The following is a 19382-nucleotide window of genomic DNA, read 5'->3' on the forward strand; positions in this document are numbered from 1 at the left end:
GACGCGATCATCGCGTCGGCAGGGGATTTGTTGTCCAAATTTCGGACCTTCCTCTCCGACAAGTTCGCAGTTTTGAGTCGACAAGAGCTTTCCCTTCGCTCTCTTCACGACATGAGCGTGCGCTCCGCTCCTTTCCGCCGACGCGGCATCCCGGTCCTCATCATCGGCTTTCTGGTCCTCGTCGCGCTCATCCGCTTCGGGGCCCTGGCCGAACATCATTCGACCGTCGAGAGCGACGTGGACCGCGACCTGAAGATGGGCGCCCGCTATATCGCGGCGGAGAGCCACGCGCTTTCGAGCGACGAGGCCGAGGCCTCGCCCCTCGACATCCTTGTGACGAGCCGCCTGCCGGCCGACCTCATGGTGCCGGGGCGCTTCGTCGTCATCAGCGGCACGGACGGCGCCATCAAGGCGACGAGTGTCGGATACGAATATCTCATCGGCTCCGATCTCGTCTCGACCCTCGGCCTTTCCCCGAGCGCCATTCAGTTCGGGCGCGGGGATGCCGTCATCGCCGGCATCTTCGACGAGGAGCCGGTCAGCACCGCCTCCATGAGCCTCGCCGCAGATCTCGGCCTCGCGACGATCGTTCAGATCGACAGCGCCGCCATGACGGGCTGGCGCAAGTCCCTCGCGATCAACGTCTCGCTCTTTACCTTCACGAGCCTCGTCCTCCTCGCTCTCATCCTGGCCTTCTACCAGCAGGCCGCCCGCGCCGCGGAGATCGAGGCCGATTATCAGGAGCAGCGCGATCTCGTCGACACCGCCTTCGTCCTCGGGCATTCCGGCATCTGGGACTGGAACGTGACCGGCGGGCAGCTCCAGCTTTCCGGATCGGTCCACACCCTTCTCGGCCTGAAGGCGGACGGTTCGCGCATCGGATTGAGCGAGTTCCGCGACCGTCTGCATCCGTCCGACAGAAGCGTCATGAACAAGCTGCACCGGATCCTCGCCGGTGAGGGATCGAGCTTCGACCAGACCTTCCGCCTGCGCCATCACAACGGTCACTATCTGTGGTTCAGGGCCAGAGCCGAAGCGACCGTGAAGGCCGATGGCGAGCGTCATCTCGTAGGCGTGGTCGCCGATGTCAGCGAACAGCAGGAGCTCTCGGAGCGGACGCGTCAGGCCCACCAGCAGCTTCACAACGCCATCGAGAACATTCCCGAGACCTTCGTCCTGTGCGACAACGACGACAAGATCGTGCTCGCCAATTCGAACTACCGCGCCGTCTTCGGCCTTTCGGAAGCCGACACGAAGCCCGGGACCCACCTCGCCGAGGTCATGACCCGCTCGCGTCGACCGATCGAGAGCCATCCCCTGACCGGACGCACCTCGAACGGTGCCGACAGCGCCTACGAGATCAAGATGGCCGATGGCCGGTGGCTGCTTCTGTCGGAGAGGCGGACCCAGGAGGGCTTCATCGCCATCGGCGCAGACATCACCAAGCTGAAGATGCATCAGGCCCGTCTGCACGAGTCCGAACGCCGGCTCACGGACGCGATCCACACGCTGAGCGAGACGCAGCGTGACGCCGAGTTGAAGGCCGAGCAGCTCGAGGAGCTCAATCTCAGCTTCCGCAGGGAGAAGAACCGCGCCGAGGCGGCGTCCTGCGCCAAGACCAAGTTCCTCGCCAATATGAGCCACGAGCTGCGCACGCCGCTCAACGCGATCCTCGGCTTCTCCGACATCATGCGGCAGGGCATCCTCGGACCGATCGGCTGCGAGAAATATGCCGGCTACGCGAACGACATCTACGAGAGCGGCTCCTTCCTCCTGCAGCTGATCGACGACATCCTCGACATGCAGAAGATCGAGTCCGGACGCACGACGATCCTGCGCCAGGTGTTCAACCTGTCCGAAGCCGTGGACGAGAGCGCGCGCATGGTGGAGGCGACCGCTGGCAAGCACAACGTGACCGTCGCCATCGAACAGCCGGAGACGCTGAACGTCTATGCTGATCGCCGCGCGCTGATCCAGATCATGACCAATCTCGTCTCGAACGCGGTCAAGTTCAGCGAGGACGGGGGCACGGTCCGGATCTGCGTCAGGGAGCGCGGCGGCGCGATCCATCTCAGCGTCACCGATCGGGGCGAGGGAATTGCCAGAGAGCACCTGAAGACGATCGGCAAGCCCTTCGAGCAGACCGAGAGCGAGTGGACCCGCACCAAGAAGGGAACCGGTCTCGGTCTCGCGATCGCCCGCTCCCTCACCGAACTGCAGGGCGGACGCCTGAAGATCGCGTCGACCTTCGGCGAGGGCACGATCGTCGCGGTCCGCCTTCCGAACAAGCCGGTCCGGCGCGCCTTCGCGGCTTGACCCGAGGGCGGGACCGGGGAGCGTCCTGCCGCCGGGATCCGGACTTTTCGACCCGTTGCAGACATCCGTTGAGCGCGCATTGATCCTTTCTTAGTCAGGCAACCGTATAGTTGGGCCGAAGAGGAAGCGCGCTGCGCATGGACGCCCATTCGGTGCGCCGCTTCCGATCAGTGCGACCGGACATGCGATGAGCCAGATCGAACTCGTAGACGACCTGAGCAGGCTGAAGGACCAGACGCCCGGTCCGGCCCGCAAGGAGGTCGACGCGGAACAGGCGGAGTTGAACGCCCTGGCCGCGCGGATTGCGGATCATTACCGCACGGACTTCATCACCCCACGCCTCCTCAGCGGTTACCTGCGGCTCGCCGAGTTTTCGGCGCTCGTTCTCGTGGGCATCCTCCTGCTTGGCTTCAGGGTGGAGTTCGCGACACCGTTCATCACGTCCTACGCCCTGATGATCGTTCTCGGCCCCCTCGCCGCCATCGCGGCGATCGAAATGGCCGGCGGCTACAGGATCGCCTTCCTCAAGCGATCCCCGCTTTCGCTATGGCGCATCGCGGCGACCTGGGTCGGCATCGTCGCGGCGATGACGACGAGCGTCTTCTTCATCTACGAGGACGCGGTCCATTCGCGGATCTTCTTCGGCGGATGGGCGCTGGGCGGCATCGTCTCCCTTCTCGCTTTGCGCATCCTGCTGCGCTCCCAGATCCGCCGATGGGCCCGGGACGGCCGCATGGAGCGGCGCGCGGTCATCGTCGGCGGTGGCGGCAATGCCGAAAAGCTCATCCGCGGCCTCGAAGCCGATCCCGGCTCCGACATCCGCATCTGCGGCATCTTCGACGACCGCGACGACCGGAGGTCTCCGCCGATCGTCGCCGGCTATCCCAAGCTCGGCACGATCCCCGAACTCGTCACCTTCTCGCGGCGAACGCGCATCGACATGCTGATCGTCACCCTGCCGCTGACGGCCGAACAGCGCCTTCTGGCGCTTCTGAAGAAACTCTGGGTCCTGCCCGTCGACATTCGCCTTTCGGCCCATGCGAGCGAACTGAGCTTCCGGCCGCGCAGCTACTCCTTCATCGGCGACATGCCGATGATCGACATCCTCGATCGGCCGCTGGCGGACTGGGATCTCATCGCCAAGCGGATCTTCGACATCGCCTTCGCTGTCCTGGCGATCCTCGCCCTCTCGCCTCTCCTCGCCCTTACGGCACTGGCGGTGAAGCTCGATTCACGCGGTCCGGTGATCTTCCGCCAGAAACGGCACGGCTTCAACAACCAGACCATCGAGGTCTTCAAGTTCCGTTCCCTGAAGCACGAGTTCACCGATCCGGAGGGCAAGCGCATCGTCACCCGGAACGACGATCGGGTGACCCGCGTCGGCGCCTTCATCCGCAAGACCTCGATCGACGAGCTGCCGCAGCTGTTCAACGTGCTGCGCGGCGAACTCTCCCTGGTCGGGCCGCGTCCCCATGCGCTCCGGGCCCAGTCCAGCCAGAACGAGACCTTCGTCGAGATCGTCGACGGCTATTTCGGTCGCCACAAGGTGAAGCCCGGCATCACCGGCTGGGCCCAGATCAAGGGCTGGCGCGGCGAGATCGACCAGCCGCAGAAGCTGAAGATGCGCTTCGAGCACGACCTCTACTATATCGAGAACTGGTCCCTGAGGCTCGACCTCTACATCCTCGTGATGACCCCGATCAGCATGCTGCGGAAGACCGACGGGGCCTATTGAGCCGATGAGGCCGGCACGGCCGGACGCCTCAGGCGGTCGGAGGCACCTGCCGGCGCGTCCAGCGCCGGGTGGACACCGCGACGCCGAGGGCCGCCAGGACGAGGCCCGCAAGCTGCACCGCCGTCAACCTCTCGTCGAACAGCCAGTAGGCCATGACGGCGGTGACGCCCGGCGTCAGATACATCAGCGATGCGACGGACGAGACGGCACCCTCGCGGATCAGCACCATCATCAGAAAGATCGCGCCGATCGACAGGACCAGCGTCAGCCAGACGAGGGCGAAGACCAGTTCTCCCGTCCAGTCGACCTCCCCTGTTTCGAGGAGGAAGGCGAGCGCCAGCGTCGGGACGAGCGCCCCGCAATATTGCAGCGCGGTTCCCGCTCGAAGGTCCAGCCCGCTGGCGAACTTCTTCTGCCAGATCGTTCCGATGGAGATGCCGAAGGCGGCCGCGAAGACCGGAGCGAGCGTCTGAAATCCAAGATCGCCGCCGGAGCCGAGCTTCGGCGAGACGACGAGGGCGATGCCGCAAAGCCCGAGCGCAAGGCCGGCAAGATGGCGGGCCTCGATCCTGTCACCGAGAAAGAGCCCCGCCAGCATGGTCGTGATGACCGGCTGCAGGCCGACGATCAGCGCGGCGATGCCGGCATTGAGACCATGACGGATGGCGTAGAACAGACCGCCGAGATAGACGCCGTGAATGAGGGCACCCGCCACCATCGAGTGGAACGCGGCCCGTCCGCGCGGCAGCCCGACGCCGCAGGAGAGGGCAAGAGCGACGAGGACGACCAAAGCCAGAGCGAAGCGCATCGCCAGGAAGGTGAACGGCTCGGCATGCGGCATGGAATAGCGCGCGCCGATGAAGCCGGTCGACCACAAAAGCACGAAGAGCGGCGGGAAGAGCCAGAGAAAACGGGCGATGATCGAAGCTCCCAGAGCATTGGACCGGAAAACAGGCCCCGTTTTCCGACCATCCGATGCGTCTTCACAAAACCGGAGCCGCTCACGGGCTCCGCAGAACGGGTCCGGGGCTCCGGGGGCCCAGGCAGGACGGCCACCCGCTGCAGCGCTATCAGAAGGGATCGGATGGTGCCAGAGCCCTGGCCAGCGATGCACCGAGTTCGCCTCCCCGCTTTCGCGTGTCCCCCGCGCCTCCCCTGCCCCAGCTTCCGCGTGAGAGCTCCGGCGGACGCAATGACCGGGGCCTTCACTGCCTTAAATTTGCAACCCGGCGTGGGAACGCCTATCGCGGACGCATCATCGACACCGGCGCTCCGTCCGAATGCAGACCATCCTCGACATCATCGTTCCAGTCTTCGGGCTCATCGCCATCGGCTACATTGCCGGGCGGGTGAAGCTGTTGAGCGAAGAGGTCGGCCGCGCGCTCGCGCAATTCGTCTTCGTCGTCGCCGTCCCGTGCCTCCTGTTCCGCTCGCTCTCCCAGGCCTCGTTCGGGGATGCCAATCCGCTGACCCTGTGGATCGCCTATTTCAGTTCTGTCGCCATCGCCTGGGCCCTTGGAACCGTCATCGTTCGCTGGGTCGCGAAGGCCGATCATCGCACGGGCGTCATCGCCGGGATCTCGGCGAGTTTCGCCAATACGATCTTCGTCGCGCTGCCGACATTGCAACGCGCCTACGGAGATGCCGGCCTCGAGCCGCTCCTCGTCATCGTCGCGATCCATCTGCCGGTGATGATGATCGCCTCGACCCTCATGGTCGAGCGCGCCATCCATCTCGACAGGCGCACCGAGACCGGGCCCGAGCAGAGCCCGGCAAGCCTTCTCGACATCGCGCGGCGCACGGGACGCAACCTTGCCACGAACTCGATCATCATCGGCATCGTCCTCGGCCTCGTCTGGCGCCTCACCGGCCTGCCGCTGACGGGCCATTTCGACGAGATCACGCGGCTCGTCGGATCGACCGCAGGCCCCCTTGCGCTCTTTAGTCTCGGAATGTCGCTGACGCGCTACGGCCTGAAGGGCGATCTTCTCTCCGCGTCCTGCATCGCCGTCATCTCGCTCATCGTGCAGCCGGGGCTCGTCTGGATCATCGGCCTCGAACTCGGGCTGACCGATCTCTGGCTGAAGGGCGCGGTGCTGACGGCGGCAGCGCCTGCGGGCGTCAACGCCTATCTCTTCGCGGCCTATTTCGGCACGGGCGAGAAGCTCGCCGCGACGACCATCCTCCTGTCGACCATCCTTTCGGTGATCACCCTCAGCGGCTGGCTAATCGTTCTGGGTGCCGGCTGACGAGGCGGCCTTGTCGCAGATCGCCTGGATCAGCCGCCCATCTGCCGCAGTCTCGCCTGCGGGCGATCGAGGCGAGGCGCAGTCGACCGAGATCGTGCTCTTGCGCGCCGCCTGCCGCCGCTCGATGAAGTAGAGATCCGCGCGCACGAGGCCGGAATCGTTCGCCTCCGGGCGCACGCTTCCCTCATCCAGAGCGACCAGGCGCTCGGTGACGGGAAAGAGATAGCTCCAGGGACGCCAGACATTCGATTCGCCCAGTTCGTCGACGACCACGACGCGCGCGGGCAAAGCGGACGCAGTACGGGACGCCCAGGAATAGTCGCCCCAGATCGCGAAGGCGACGAGGGCCAGCGCGGCTGCGACGGGGATCACCGTCTTCGGCAGACGGCCGCCGGAAATCCTGCGCAGGCCATAGGCGAGACCGCCAATGCCGAGGGCGAGCGTGATCGCCGCCACGAGTTCGAAGAGCATGAGAACTGTCGCTCCCTAGGATCGAAAGCATCGGACCGGGACCTGTGCCGGGTTCTCAGATCGTCCGATGCGTCTTTGAGGAACCGGGCCATCGCGGCCGGAAAGGCATGCGCCTCTTATGACCCGGATGGCCGCGTTCGCGCTCGATGACACATCGCGCGGCTTCGGGCCAGCCGAAGAATCCGCACGACACCGGCGCGATCTGGCGCCCGATAAACGAAGACGGCCCGCCCTTAGGGCGGACCGTCCTGTCACTGCGATCGCAGAGGTGGCGAGAGCTTAGTGCGCGCTCGCCGCAGATGCACCGCGCGGAACGCGAAGCGCCTCGACCATTTCCTGGATCCGCTGGGGCGGACGTCCGGTCATCTTCGAGACGATGATCGCCGCCGCGAAGTTGAACAGGGCGCCGATCGCACCGAAGGAGGTCGACTTGACCGAAAGGAACAGCGGGTCGGTATCCGTGAAGCTGTTCGTGTCGGGAATGAACATCCAGCCCTTGTGCAGGAAGATGTAGACCAGCGTCGTGACGAGGCCGACGAGCATTCCCGCGACGGCACCGTAATTGTTGATGCTCTTCGAGAAGATGCCCATCATCAGCGTTGGGAAGATCGATGCAGCCGCGATGCCGAAGGCGAGCGCCACCGTCTGCGCCGCAAATCCCGGAGGATTGAGACCGAGATAGGTGGCCACCGCGATGGCGATCGCCATGGCGATGCGCGCCGTCAGCAGTTCGCCCTTCTCCGATATGTTCGGAGCGAGCGCGCCCTTGACCAGATCGTGGGACACGGAGCCGGCGATTGCGAGCAGCAGGCCTGCGGCGGTCGAGAGAGCGGCCGCGAGACCACCGGCCGCCACGAGCGCGATCACCCATCCGGGGAGATTCGCGATCTCGGGATTGGCGAGAACCAGGATGTCGTTGTTCACCTCGAGTTCGTTGCCGTTCCAGCCGAGCTCCTGAGCGCGCGGCGCAAAGTCCGGATTCTTGTCGTTGTAGATCTGGATCCGGCCGTCGCCGTTCTTGTCGTCGAAGACGATGAGGTTCGTCGTCTCCCAGTTCTTGATCCACTGCGGACGGTCGTCATAGGCGAGCGACTGTTCGCCGACGCCGTTCGGATAGACCGTATCGATGATGTTCAGACGCGCCATCGCGCCGACGGCAGGCGCCGTCAGGTAGAGGAGCGCGATGAACACCAGGGCCCAGCCCGCCGAATAGCGTGCGTCCGAGACCTTGGGTACCGTGAAGAAGCGGATGATGACATGCGGCAGGCCCGCGGTGCCGATCATCAGCGTCAGGGTGAAGAGGAACAGGTTGAGGTTCGTGTCCTGCTGGCCGGTATAGCTGGCAAAGCCGAGATCGCCGAGCACCGAGTTCAGCGTGGCGAGGATCGGCTGGCCCGACTGCTGGAAGTCGGAGAACAGGCCGAGCGGCGGGATCACGTTGCCGGTCAGCTGCAGCGAGATGAAGATCGCCGGGATCGTGTAGGCGAGGATCAGCACGACGTACTGGGCCACCTGGGTGTAGGTGACGCCCTTCATGCCGCCGAGAACCGCGTAGAAGAACACGACCGCCGCGCCGATCAGGAGACCTGCGGTGTTCGAGACTTCGAGGAAGCGCGAGAAGGCGACGCCGACGCCGGTCATCTGCCCGATCACGTAGGTGACCGACGCGATGATGAGGCAGAGAACGCCGATGAGGCGGGCCGACTTGGAATAGAAGCGCTCGCCGATGAACTGCGGAACCGTGAAGGATCCGAACTTGCGCAGATAAGGAGCAAGAAGCAGTGCGAGAAGCACGTAGCCGCCCGTCCAGCCCATGAGATAGGCCGAAGCGTCGTAGCCGTTGAAGGCGATGATGCCGGCCATCGAGATGAAGGACGCGGCCGACATCCAGTCGGCTGCCGTCGCCATGCCGTTGGTGATCGGATGGACGCCGCGATTGGCGGCGTAGAAGTCGTCCGTCGACCCGGCCCGCGCCCAGATCGCGATGCCGATGTACAAGGCGAAGGTCGCCCCGACGAAAAGAAGATTCAGATAGTATTGATCCATAGCGCTTACCTCCCCACTCCGATCACTTTTCGTCCACGTCGTACTTGCGATCGAGAGAGCCCATCCGCCAAGCATAGAAGAAGATCAGCGCGATAAAGACGAGGATCGATCCCTGTTGAGCGAACCAGAATCCCACATCTGTTCCCCCGACGCTGATTTCGGCGACAAGCGGCCGCAAGAAGATCGCGAAGCCGAACGACACGATCGCCCAGACGATCAGGCAGCCAACCATTAGCCTGACATTCGCACGCCAATAGGCGGCGGCACTGCGATCGTGTGCGCCCCCCGGTTTGTTCGTTTGACTCATTTAAGATTCCTCCCACTCGACAACTGCGATGATTAGCATGAGGAAGACCGGAAAGGTAAAGCCGGCGAAAGTCCTATTTCGTGAATTATTCGTTGTGCAGCGCAGCAAATGCTTCGATTTTCATACTCTCTTGTCGCCTGCTTTGGCCGCTTCGACATCTGTCCCTGGGCAAGTCCCGTTCATCCGAGACTAGTCAGACCAGTAATTCTCAAAGAGGCGCCACCCTCCCCCGATAAGCTGAGACGTTACAGGGGCGATGGACTTTCAAACCTCCCTGCACCAGTTTGTCCGTCAGGAAGACACTCGCACCACTCCTCAGCGGACCGGGTATCGAACGCCTTCGTTCCCGGGCAATTGCAGGCTGGAATGACCACCACTGTCACGGATATCCGCCTGGCGGACGAGACGGATAGCGCGGGCCTCGAGCGCGTCCACGCTGCGTCCTGGCGCCAGGCCTATACCGGGATCATTCCCTTCCGCGAGCTCAACGCGATGATCTCACGGCGGGATACGGCCTGGTGGGCGCGCGCGATCCATGCGGGGGCACAGGTCCTCGTCTGCAGCTTCGGCGGCACGACCGTTGGATACGCGACCTTCGGTCCGAACCGGACCGCTGCCCTTGCGGGCCAAGGCGAGATCTACGAACTCTATCTCGATCCCGTCTTCCAGGGCGTCGGCCTCGGCAGGCGCCTGTTCGGCGCCGCGCGCCGCAGGCTCTCGCGCGATGGATTGGACAGCTTTCTCGTCTGGACGCTCGCCGAGAACCTCCGGGCCGTCGACTTCTACGGTGCCATGGGCGGCGTCCGTGTCGCGACGGGGACGGAACGCTTCGGAGCACGAGCCGTCGACAAGGCCGCGTTCCGCTGGGCATGACGGGCGATCACGGACGGACATCTGCGCCGATGCGGACCTCGAACTCCCATGAGAGCCACGTCCGGAACCCGTTGCGAAGAGGTTCGAATCGATGATCTCCGCCAATGTCTCGACCCTCGACAGCCCGACGGGCGCTGCCCTGAACCTCTACCGCTGGGGTCCCGAACGGCCGAGAGGCGTCGTCATCGTCTTCCACGGCCTTGCCGAGCATGCCGGGCGCTATGGCGCCCTTGCCGCGCGTCTCGCCGGGGAAGACCTGGCCGTCTTCGCCCACGACCATCGCGGCCACGGCTCCACGAGCGCCGCCGATGCTCCGCTACGCCGGTTTGCCCGCAGGGATGGTGCGTCGAAGGTGGTTCGCGATTGCCGGGCGGTGTTCGATCATGCCCGCGAGACCGTTCCCGGTCGCCCGATCTTCGTCTTCGGTCACTCCATGGGCGGGCTGATCGCCCTCAATTATGTGCAGCACCACGGAAAGGACGTCGCCGGCGCCGCGATCTGGAATGCGGATTTCCGCACCGGCTGGCAGTTCTCCGCTTCCCGCTACGCCCTCAAGGCCGAGAAGGCGCTGAAGGGATCCGACGTGGCGAGCCTTCTCTTCCGCCGGCTGCTGTTCGACGCATGGGCGAAGACCGTACCGGAGAGGAGAACCGAGTTCGACTGGCTCTCCCACGATCCGGCGAGCGTCGATGCCTACATCGCCGATCCCCTCTGCGGCTTCACGCCGACCGTCTCGATGGCCGAGGACATCGTCGCCCTGGTCGAGGCCGGCTCGTCGAAGGAAGGGCTCGCCCGCCTTCCGCCCCATCTGCCGATCCATCTTCTGGGCGGAACAGAGGACCCCGCGACCGGCAATGGCGAGGCCATGCGCTGGCTGGCGGATCGCCTCGGAGACCGGGGATGCAGCGACGTGACGCTGACGATCGCAGAAGGCGCGCGGCACGAGACCCTCAACGAGATCGCCGCAATTCGCGATGCGGCGATCGATACTCTCCTGGGATGGCTGAAGGCCCGTATGCCGGACGAGGTCGCAAAGCGCACCTGAGATCGGCGGCGGGGACGGTCTCGTTCGGACTGCGACGGAATCAGCCGGCCTTTGTGGAGACGGCGGCCTGCTCGAAGGTCGCCATCCCCGTATGGCACTGGCACGCGGCCTTGACGATGCCGGCGGCGAGCGCCGCCCCGGTCCCCTCGCCCAGCCGCATGCCGAGTGCCAGAAGCGGCACCTTGTCCATGGCGGCGAGCGCCTTCATGTGGCCGGGCTCGGCCGAGACGTGGGCGAACAGGCAGTGGTCGAGGCTGGACGGGTCCATCTTGTAGAGGACGGCCGCAGCCGCCGTCGCGACGAACCCGTCGATGATCACCGGAACGCGCTGGGTGCGCGCGGCGACGATCGCCCCGGCCATCGCCGCGATCTCGCGGCCGCCGAGCCTGCGCAGAGCCTCCAGTGGATCGCGCAGATGGCCCTTGTGGGTTTCGAGCGCCCTGCCGACGACCTCGGCCTTGTGGCGCAGGCCCTCTTCGTCTAGGCCGGTGCCGGGCCCGACCCATTCGGCAGGCTCTCCCCCGAACAGCGCGCAGTAAAGGGCAGCGCCGATCGTGGTATTGCCGATCCCCATCTCGCCGAGGCAGAGAAGATCGGGATCGCCGGCCAGCACCTCCATGCCGAAGGCCATCGTCGCCGCGCAGGTCTTCTCGTCCATCGCCGGCTCGACGCTGATATCGCCCGTCGGATATTCGAGGGCGAGGTCGAAGACCTTCAGTCCGAGATCGTAGGTCGCGCAGATCTGATTGATCGCCGCGCCGCCTGCCGCGAAATTCGAGACCATCTGCTGGGTGACCTCGGACGGATAGGGCGAGACGTTCTGCTTCGTCACGCCGTGCGTTCCGGCGAAGACGGCCACGAGGGGCCGCAGGATGGTCGCCGAGCCGCGCCAGGACGCCACCCATTCGGAGAGGTCTTCGAGACGGCCGAGAGAGCCCGCCGGCTTGGTCAGCTGCGCCTCGCGCTCTCGCTTGGCGTGAACGGCCTTTCGATCGGCCTTCGGCATGTTTGCGACGAGATCGCGGATATCGTCGAAGGGAAGACCGGACGCGGACATGACATCTCCTTGAATTACGATCGCGGCACCGCCGTCGGACCGGCCTGCGGGTCGAGTGCCGGCTGGGTTCCGGCCGAAAGGTGAGGCCGGAAGCCCGTCACTCGAGGCTTGCTTCCGAACTTTCAGGCCCGGCCGAGCGACCGAAGGCCGGCGGCCACCGCTTCGACCCGACGCTCTAGCGCAAGCGGCCGGCTTCGTCATCCGGCGCGGGTCCGGAAAGTTCGGCCAGTGCCTCGGCCAGCGCCTCTTCGAGCCGTTCGGCCTCGCCTCGACCCGGCGGGTTGCCTATGCGCAGCCAGTCGGGCGCATAGTCGAACGGCCGCGTCAGGATCAGCCGGCGGCAGAGTGCGTCGTGCAGCCGGCCCGCCTGCCCATGACGGATCGTCGCAAAAAGCGCGGTCCGACCGAGGATCGGGATGTTCAATCGGGCGAAGACGCCGTCGCGGCGCTCCCCCTGGTCGATGACGGAGGCGCGCAGCCGCGCGCCGAGGGGCGCGTCCTCGAGAAAGGACGCGCCGATGGAAAGAGCCGGTCCTGACACCGCCCAGGGTCCGAGCCGTTCGGCAAGCCGTGCGGCAAGCGTCCGTGTCGTCAGGGCGAAGCCCAGCCGCAGCCCGGCGAGGCCGTAGAACTTGCCGAAGGAGCGATGGACGAGAAGCCCCTCGCACCCGGCCTGCGAGGCAAGGCTGAGATCGGGCTCCGCATCCGCGAAGGCCTCATCGACGATGAGCAGTCCCCCCCGGCTCGCGAGCCGTTCGCGGAGCGCGAGAAGCTCGCGGGGCGCGAAGCGACGTCCATCGGGATTGTTGGGATTGACCACGACGACGATCCGCGCGTCCGTCGGAATGTCCGCAAGGCCGTGGAAGCTCCTCACATCGTGACCTGCCGCCGCGAAAGCCGCCGAATGCTCGCGGTAGCTCGGATCGAGGACCGCCACGGATGTCGGGGCAAAGAGGAATGGCAGATTCGAGATGATCGCCTGCGAGCCCGGCGCTGCGACGATCCCGGCCTCCTTCCCCGCGCCATAGGCTCGGCGCGCGGCCTCTCTCAACCGCTCCTCCATGCCGCGTTCGGGCAGCCGGGTCCAAGCCTCCATGGAGAGATCCGGCAGCGGGGCCGGCCTCGGATTGATGCCGGTCGAAAGATCGAGCCAGTCCTCGCGACGGCCACCATAGCGGGCGATGGCGGCATCGAGGGCGCCGCCATGGCGGGCGAAGACCGGTTCGGCGCAGCCTTCCGGGGTCGTCGTCATTCGCAGGCCCGATCGATGACATGGAGGAACGAGCCCGAGACCTTGCCCAGGACGTGCCCGCATGTGCCGAGATCGGCGCCGCGTGCATCCGCCATGCGCCAGAGCGGACTATCGCTCGCCTGTTCGAGGATCGTCGCATAATGGAACTCGTGCCCCGTCACCGCGAAGGGCAGTGCTGCCGCGTTCACGGGCTCGGCGCGGCGATAGCCGAGGGTGAGACGACGCTCCGCGAAACTCGTTGCGACCGGCAGAAAGCCGAGCATGGCGTGACGTTCGCCCGCGCCGTCCACCAGCCCCTCACCCAGGGCCATATAGCCTCCGCACTCGCCGTAGATCAGCGCGCCCCGCTCGCGGGCCACAAGCATTCCCCGTCGGTAGTTCGACGCCGCCGCGAGGCGGCCCGCATGAAGTTCGGGATAGCCACCCGGAAGATAGACCGCATCGGCATCGGCTGCCGGCGCCTCGTCGCCGAGAGGAGAGAAGAACGAGAGTTCGACGCCCGCCGCCCGCCAACCCGTGAGGAGATGCGGATAGGTGAAGGCGAAAGCGGCGTCCCTTGCGATCGCGACGTGCTGGCCAGGAGGCGGCAGACGGGCCGGATCCCGAACCGCGCCCCCGGTGGAAGACCGGGCGAGACGCTTCAACGCGTCGAGATCGGCATGGGGCGTGAACCAGTCGGCCGCCGCGCCGAAAAAACCGCCGAGATCGCCGTGTTCCATCGCCTGGACGAGGCCCAGATGGCGCTCCGGCAATGCAAGCCCCGTCTTGCGAGGCAGGCAGGCGAGGATCGGCAGGCCGAGAGGATCGAGTGCCTCGCGAAGAAGCATCTCGTGTCGCGCCGACCCGACGCGATTGAGGATGAGACCCGCGAGCGAGAGGCTGGGCCGAAAGCCCGCAAAGCCCGAGACGAGCGCTGCGACCGAATGGCTCTGGCGCGCGCAGTCGACGACGAGAACCGTCCGAAGTCCGAGAAGGAGCGCCAGATCGGCGGGCGAACCTGTCCCGTCCGCCGCGCCGTCGAACAGCCCCATCGCGCCCTCGACGATGAAGGCTTCGCCGTTCGCCCGTGCCTCGTCCGCGAGAGCCTTGAGAAGATCGGCCCGCATCGCCCATGGATCGAGATTGACGCATGGGCGCCCGCTTGCAGCCGCATGGAAGGCGGGATCGATATAGTCCGGCCCGGCCTTCGCCGAAGAAACGGTCAATCCCGAGCGAGCGAGGGCCGCGATGAGGGCCAGGGTGACGGTGGTCTTGCCTGCCCCCGAGGCGGGCGCCGCGATCAGGAGGCCGGACATCGGAGGATCAGCCGGCCGTCTTGCGCTTGGGGCGCAGGACATGGACGTGATTGCCGTCATAGAGCTTTGAATCGATGAAATCGCGCGCGCCAAGCCCCCGGCCGACGAAGATCAGCGCCGTGCGGGTGAGTTTCGCCTCCCGCGCCTTGCGATGGATATCGCCGAGCGTTCCGTGGATGAAGGCCTGGTCGGGCCAGCCCACGCGATAGGCGATGATCGCCGGGCAGTCCTCGCCATAGGCCGCGACGGGAAGAAGCTCACGCTGGATATGCGGAATGTTGCGGACAGACAGGTGGATCGCGAGCGTCGCCCCGCTCTTGGCGAGCGTCGAAAGCTCCTCGCCTTCCGGCATGGACGAGGACTTCATGGCGGTGCGGGTGAGGATGACCGTCTGGCAGACTTCCGGCACCGTAAGCTCGGTGCGAAGGGCGGCGGCGGCGGCCGCGAAGGCCGGCACGCCCGGCGTGACGTCGAAGGGAATATCCAGCGCCTCCAGCCGCCGCATCTGCTCGGCGGTCGCACCATATAGCGAGGGATCGCCGGAATGGACGCGCGCGACGTCTAGCCCCTCGTCATGGGCCGAAACGATCTCGGCGATGATCTCGTCGAGCGTCATGGGCGCGGTATCGAGAACCCGCGCCCCCGCAGGCGCGGCCTCGACTACCTCCTTCGGAACGAGGGAGCCCGCATAGAGGCAGACCGGACAGGCTTCGATCAGCCTCAGGCCGCGAACCGTGATGAGATCCGGCGCGCCGGGGCCGGCTCCGATGAAATGAACCGTCATATGGTCTCGCTCGTCGTTCCGATTGTCCGGCCGGCCGGCATCCGGCCTTGGTGTGCACGGACCGGGGACCGGGTGTCGCTGGTGGATCGGCGGACACGCGCGCTCATTGCGCGATCCCCGTTCCGTCTTTGCGGGCATAGCCGCGGGGCGTGTAGACGTGACGCCGGCCGTCGCCGGTCGTCACGACCCGGCTGTTGGAGGAGCCGACGAGGACGACGGTGAGCATGTCCACGTCGTCCACCTGCAGGTCACCGAGCGTCACGATGCGCACCGTTTCCTGCGGTCGCCCGAGATTGGTCGCGAGAATAACGGGCGTCTCGGCGGGCCGGTGGCGCAGGAGTTCCTCGCGCGCATAGGCAAGCTGGGTCCGCCGCTTCCTCGATACGGGATTGTAGAAGGCGATGACGAAATCGCCCCGCGCCGCCGCCTCCACCCGGCGGACGATGTCCTCCCAGGGGGTGAGGAGATCGGAGAGCGAGATGGTGCAGAAATCGTGGCCGAGCGGGGCGCCGGCGCGGGCGGCCGCGCCCTGCAGCGCGGAGATGCCCGGCGAACAGGCGATCGCGATCCGCCGCGCGCCGCCCGAAAGCTCGCCCTTGTCGAGAAGTTCGAAGACGAGGGTCGCCATGGCGTAGATGCCGGCATCTCCCGAGCAGACCAGCGAGACCGTCCGTCCCTCGCCCGCCAGTTCCATGGCGTGACGCACCCGCTTTTCTTCCGCGCCGAGGTCGAAGTCGTGGCGGACGCGGCCCGCAGCGAGCGGACCCAGAAGATCGAGATAGAGCGAATAGCCGACGAGATCGCTGGAGGCCGCGATCATGCTCGAGACTTCCGGCGAGCGCCATTCAGCCTGACCCGGACCGATGCCGACGACGAAGAGCGTTCCGCGTGCCCGGCCGATCGTCTCGGGATCGATCGGGGCCACGGCCTCGCCGATCGCCGCCGTGACGCGGGCGGATTTGCGCTTCGCGAGGCGAAAGACGCCGTCACCTCCGACCGCCGCAAGCGCCGCGCCCTCGGCCACGCCGTGACAACCGATCTCGGCGAACACGATTTCGGAGGGATTTTCGAGCCGGCCTCGTTCCTCTTCCAGACGGGGAGCCGTGAAGAAGCGGGCGGGGACGCCGAAATGATCGGCGACCGCATGGATCGCGGTCTCGTCGGCCTTCAGGTCGACGCTCGCGACGGCTGCGAGCGCGAGCGGACTGACGCCGGCTTCGGCGAGGACCCGTTCGGCAAGATCGATCGCCTCGTCCTGCGGCGCGCCGCGCTCCGATCCCATGCCGAGGACGAGGGTCTTCGGCCGGTAGAGGAGTTCGCCGGCTTCCGCGGGCCCGGACCTTGCCGAGACCGTCAGGCGGATGCGCGCATCCGGCGCGGTCGCAAGTCCCGAGGCTTCGAGCCAGGGCGCATTGCCCTCGATCCGTGCGGGCTCTCCCGCGATGAGATCGGCCATCACGGATTTGGCGTGATCCGGGTTTTCGAGGCGATATCCGCTGGGCGGAGCATCGAGGGCGATGCCAAAGGCGAGATCGCCCGCCGTGGTCACGGCCGCATGTCCGGAAATCGCGGAGGCGATCATACGCGCGAGATCGTTCGCCCCGTGATGGCCGCCGAGAAGCGGCACCACACTCGACCCGTCTTCCGCCAGAGCCAGCACGGGCGGCTCGGATCGCTTGTCGGACAGAACCGGAGCGAGAAGGCGGATGACCGCGCCCGCAGCCATCACCGCGACGATCGGCGTCCCGGCGAGGAACAGCGCGCGAAGATGGTCGTCGGCCTTCTCGAAGGAAACGGGCGCATCGCTCGTCCGCAGGACGGCACCGTGGATCTCTCCGCCGACAAGTTCGGCGACCGTCTCGGCGAGCGCGCGCGCACTGTCCGACAGGATGACCACGGCGGGCGGCCTCGAACGGGCGGATGCTATGGAATGCGCGCTCATGCTCATGGTCTTGCATCCTCTCCAGCCTGCCTCGATCGGGACGGCGCCTGGAGGATCGCCGGCTCCCCGCCGCGATAGCCGAGGATCATCGAGAAATAGGGCGCGGTCTCGCCGGCCTCGGCGAGCGGCCGGATCCGCTCCTCGTTCAGCGTCACGCGCTCGCAGTAGCGGCACCGTCCGGTGAGGCCCAGACTGTCGATCAGGGCACGGATGCGGGCGAAATGCCGGCCGAGCTTCATGATGGCGAAGGCATCCGCCATCGCGATTCGCTCGGCAAGGTCCGCATCGGACAACGGCCCCGGAATGATCACGAGGCTGTCGTTGCGCGCCGCGAGCGGACGGAACGACGCCGCGCTCGCGGCCATGACCGAGGACACCCCCGGCACGACGACGACCTCGAAGCGATCGGCGAGGCGTTCGAAGAGATACATGAAGGAGCCGTAGAAGAAGGGATCGCCCTCGCACAGCACGGCGACGTCCTCGCCCGCATCGAGCCGGCACGCGATGCGCCGGGCCGCGTCCTCATAGATCGCGGCGGCTGGAAAACGCTCGACCCGCATCGGAACCTCGATGGCGATCTCCGCCTGATCGGGCCTCAGGAATCCGGCGACGATCGCCCGCGCGAAGCTCTCGCCGCTATCCGGCTTCGGATAGGCGACGACGGGTGCGCGCGTGAGAATGCGATGCGCCTTGAGGGTCAGGAGTTCGGGATCGCCCGGCCCGACGCCGAGCCCGTAGAGAATGCCCGCTCGCCGGGCGGAGGGTCCGTTCATCGAAGCGCGGCGTCAGCGCATGGATTTCGGGCCGAGCGGATGATCGGCATGCGGATAGGGATGATGGTGATGATCGTGCCCATGGGAATGACCGTGGGAATGCCCGTGCCCGTGTCCGTGTCCGTGTCCGTGTCCGTGCGAATGATCATGGTGATGATGATCGCCGTCATGGCTGTGGCTGTGGCTGTGGTCATGGTCATGGTCATGGTCATGGTCATGATGGTGGTGACCATGTTCGCCGGAATGCGAATGCGAATGCGCGGCGCCCGGAACAGGCCCCGGTCCCGGTACGGCCCGGCAGGCGCCGGTGCACACGTCGTCGCATAGCAGGCAGTCCGCCGAGGAGCCGACGCCTTCCACGTGATGGTGATGGCTTTCCTGCGCCAGCCCCACCTCACTCTCGAAACCCAGAACCTGCTCGCGATATTTGCACATCTGGCAGTTCATGTTGTTGGTGCCTTCCAGCACCTCCCTCAGCCGCTCCACGAAAGTCTCGACCACGAGATCGTGGGCCCCGAGATAGGACGCCTTCAGGAACCGGATATCGGGATTGGCGGCCGCGACCTTGTCGGTCTGGTCGTAGATCCGGCGCACGAGAACGCCGGTGAAGAGGAAATAGGGAAAGACCACGATGCGCTTGTAGCCGAGGCGCGCCGCATGGGTGAGGCCCGGCTCGACCAGCGGGAAGGTGACGCCCGAATAGGCCGTCTCGCCCCAGCCGAAGCCGAGGCCCTCCCAGAGCATGCGCATGACCTTGGCGACGTTCGAATTGGCGTCGGGATCGGACGCGCCGCGCCCGACGACGACCAGCATGGTATCGTGCAGCGGCTCACCATCCCGCCATCCATCCGAGCGGAGGCATTCGCGGATGCGCTCGCCCGCCGCCCGGATCATCTTCAGGTCGATGCCGAGTTCGCGGCCATAGGTGATCGAGACGTCGTTCGCGGCGGCATAGGTGTTGAGGACGGACGGGATGTCGTTCTTCGCGTGTCCCGCCGCAAACAGCATGCCCGGCAAGGCGATGATCTCGCGCGCGCCGCCGTCCTTCAGCTTGTCGAGCCCGTCACGGATGACGGGCTTGGCGAATTCCAGATATCCGTGCTCGGTGGTCCATTCGGGAAGGGCCGCGCGCAGCTTGTCGGCGAGCCCGCCGAACTCCTCCATCGCGCCCTTGTCGCGGCTTCCATGGCCGCACAGCATCAATGCTTTCATCATCCCCTCAGGCGGCCCTCTGGCC

16 protein-coding genes are annotated in these 19382 nt (G+C 66.1%); 5 read left to right on the forward strand and 11 right to left on the reverse strand.

Translation table 11 applies throughout. The features are described from left to right. Positions 1-111 precede the first annotated feature (111 nt). Both DYI37_RS13970 and DYI37_RS13975 read left to right on the forward strand, forming a co-directional pair. Positions 112-2316, forward strand: a complete 2205-nt coding sequence (locus tag DYI37_RS13970) for a PAS domain-containing sensor histidine kinase (RefSeq protein ID WP_158555182.1) — start codon at positions 112-114, stop codon at positions 2314-2316. Positions 2317-2503: 187 nt separating this feature from the next. Beyond that, positions 2504-4051 (forward strand): undecaprenyl-phosphate glucose phosphotransferase, encoded by a 1548-nt coding sequence (locus tag DYI37_RS13975; RefSeq protein ID WP_116683863.1) that lies wholly within the window; start codon positions 2504-2506, stop codon positions 4049-4051. Between the two features lie 28 nt (positions 4052-4079). Here DYI37_RS13975 and DYI37_RS13980 read toward each other — a convergent pair whose 3' ends face one another. Continuing rightward, entirely contained in the window at positions 4080-4934 is an 855-nt protein-coding gene (locus DYI37_RS13980) for a DMT family transporter (protein WP_245413916.1), read from the reverse strand. A gap of 397 nt (positions 4935-5331) precedes the next feature. Between DYI37_RS13980 and DYI37_RS13985 the strand changes: the two genes are divergently transcribed. After that, positions 5332-6300, forward strand: coding sequence for an AEC family transporter (locus DYI37_RS13985; protein WP_116683864.1), 969 nt, complete (start codon positions 5332-5334; stop codon positions 6298-6300). Here the strand turns inward: DYI37_RS13985 and DYI37_RS13990 are convergent. The 3 genes from DYI37_RS13990 to DYI37_RS14000 all read right to left on the reverse strand — a co-directional run bounded on the left by DYI37_RS13990 (position 6277) and on the right by DYI37_RS14000 (position 9124). Then, on the reverse strand, positions 6277-6771 hold the full coding sequence (locus tag DYI37_RS13990; protein ID WP_116683865.1) for a hypothetical protein: 495 nt from the start codon (positions 6769-6771) through the stop codon (positions 6277-6279). The genes DYI37_RS13985 and DYI37_RS13990 overlap by 24 nt on opposite strands. A 279-nt stretch (positions 6772-7050) precedes the next feature. Further along, the gene (locus DYI37_RS13995) at positions 7051-8817 is read right to left on the reverse strand and encodes a sodium:solute symporter family protein (RefSeq protein WP_116683866.1); all 1767 of its coding nucleotides are present in this window, start codon (positions 8815-8817) and stop codon (positions 7051-7053) included. Positions 8818-8839: 22 nt separating this feature from the next. Next, on the reverse strand, positions 8840-9124 hold the full coding sequence (locus tag DYI37_RS14000) for a DUF4212 domain-containing protein (RefSeq protein WP_116683867.1): 285 nt from the start codon (positions 9122-9124) through the stop codon (positions 8840-8842). A 366-nt stretch (positions 9125-9490) separates the two neighbouring features. On the opposite strand from DYI37_RS14000, the gene DYI37_RS14005 reads away from it, so the two are divergent. Continuing rightward, complete coding sequence (locus tag DYI37_RS14005; protein WP_116683868.1) at positions 9491-9997, forward strand: GNAT family N-acetyltransferase; 507 nt, start codon at positions 9491-9493, stop codon at positions 9995-9997. Between the two features lie 91 nt (positions 9998-10088). Then, positions 10089-11042, forward strand: coding sequence for an alpha/beta hydrolase (locus tag DYI37_RS14010; RefSeq protein WP_116683869.1), 954 nt, complete (start codon positions 10089-10091; stop codon positions 11040-11042). Positions 11043-11082: 40 nt separating this feature from the next. On the opposite strand, the gene cobT is transcribed toward DYI37_RS14010, so the two are convergent. The 7 genes from cobT to DYI37_RS14045 form a co-directional block, all read right to left on the reverse strand. Then, complete coding sequence (gene cobT / locus DYI37_RS14015) at positions 11083-12099, reverse strand: nicotinate-nucleotide--dimethylbenzimidazole phosphoribosyltransferase (protein ID WP_116683870.1); 1017 nt, start codon at positions 12097-12099, stop codon at positions 11083-11085. A gap of 175 nt (positions 12100-12274) precedes the next feature. Next, on the reverse strand, positions 12275-13351 hold the full coding sequence (gene cobD / locus DYI37_RS14020) for a threonine-phosphate decarboxylase CobD (protein ID WP_116683871.1): 1077 nt from the start codon (positions 13349-13351) through the stop codon (positions 12275-12277). Next, a complete protein-coding gene (locus tag DYI37_RS14025; protein ID WP_116683872.1) occupies positions 13348-14646 on the reverse strand; it encodes a cobyrinic acid a,c-diamide synthase CobB in 1299 nt (432 codons plus the stop codon). The genes cobD and DYI37_RS14025 overlap by 4 nt, the downstream gene beginning before the upstream one ends. A 7-nt stretch (positions 14647-14653) precedes the next feature. Further along, the gene (gene cobM, locus DYI37_RS14030; protein WP_116683873.1) at positions 14654-15430 is read right to left on the reverse strand and encodes a precorrin-4 C(11)-methyltransferase; all 777 of its coding nucleotides are present in this window, start codon (positions 15428-15430) and stop codon (positions 14654-14656) included. 103 nt (positions 15431-15533) lie between these two features. After that, on the reverse strand, positions 15534-17378 hold the full coding sequence (cobJ, locus tag DYI37_RS14035; protein ID WP_245413917.1) for a precorrin-3B C(17)-methyltransferase: 1845 nt from the start codon (positions 17376-17378) through the stop codon (positions 15534-15536). Further along, the gene (gene cobI, locus DYI37_RS14040) at positions 17375-18145 is read right to left on the reverse strand and encodes a precorrin-2 C(20)-methyltransferase (protein ID WP_116683874.1); all 771 of its coding nucleotides are present in this window, start codon (positions 18143-18145) and stop codon (positions 17375-17377) included. Before cobI ends, cobJ begins: the two co-directional genes overlap by 4 nt. 12 nt (positions 18146-18157) lie before the next feature. Next, positions 18158-19357, reverse strand: coding sequence for a sirohydrochlorin chelatase (locus DYI37_RS14045; protein ID WP_116683993.1), 1200 nt, complete (start codon positions 19355-19357; stop codon positions 18158-18160). Positions 19358-19382 lie beyond the last annotated feature (25 nt).

The organism is Fulvimarina endophytica, from assembly GCF_003403015.1.
In the GTDB taxonomy this organism is placed as follows: Bacteria; Pseudomonadota; Alphaproteobacteria; order Rhizobiales; family Rhizobiaceae; genus Fulvimarina; species Fulvimarina endophytica.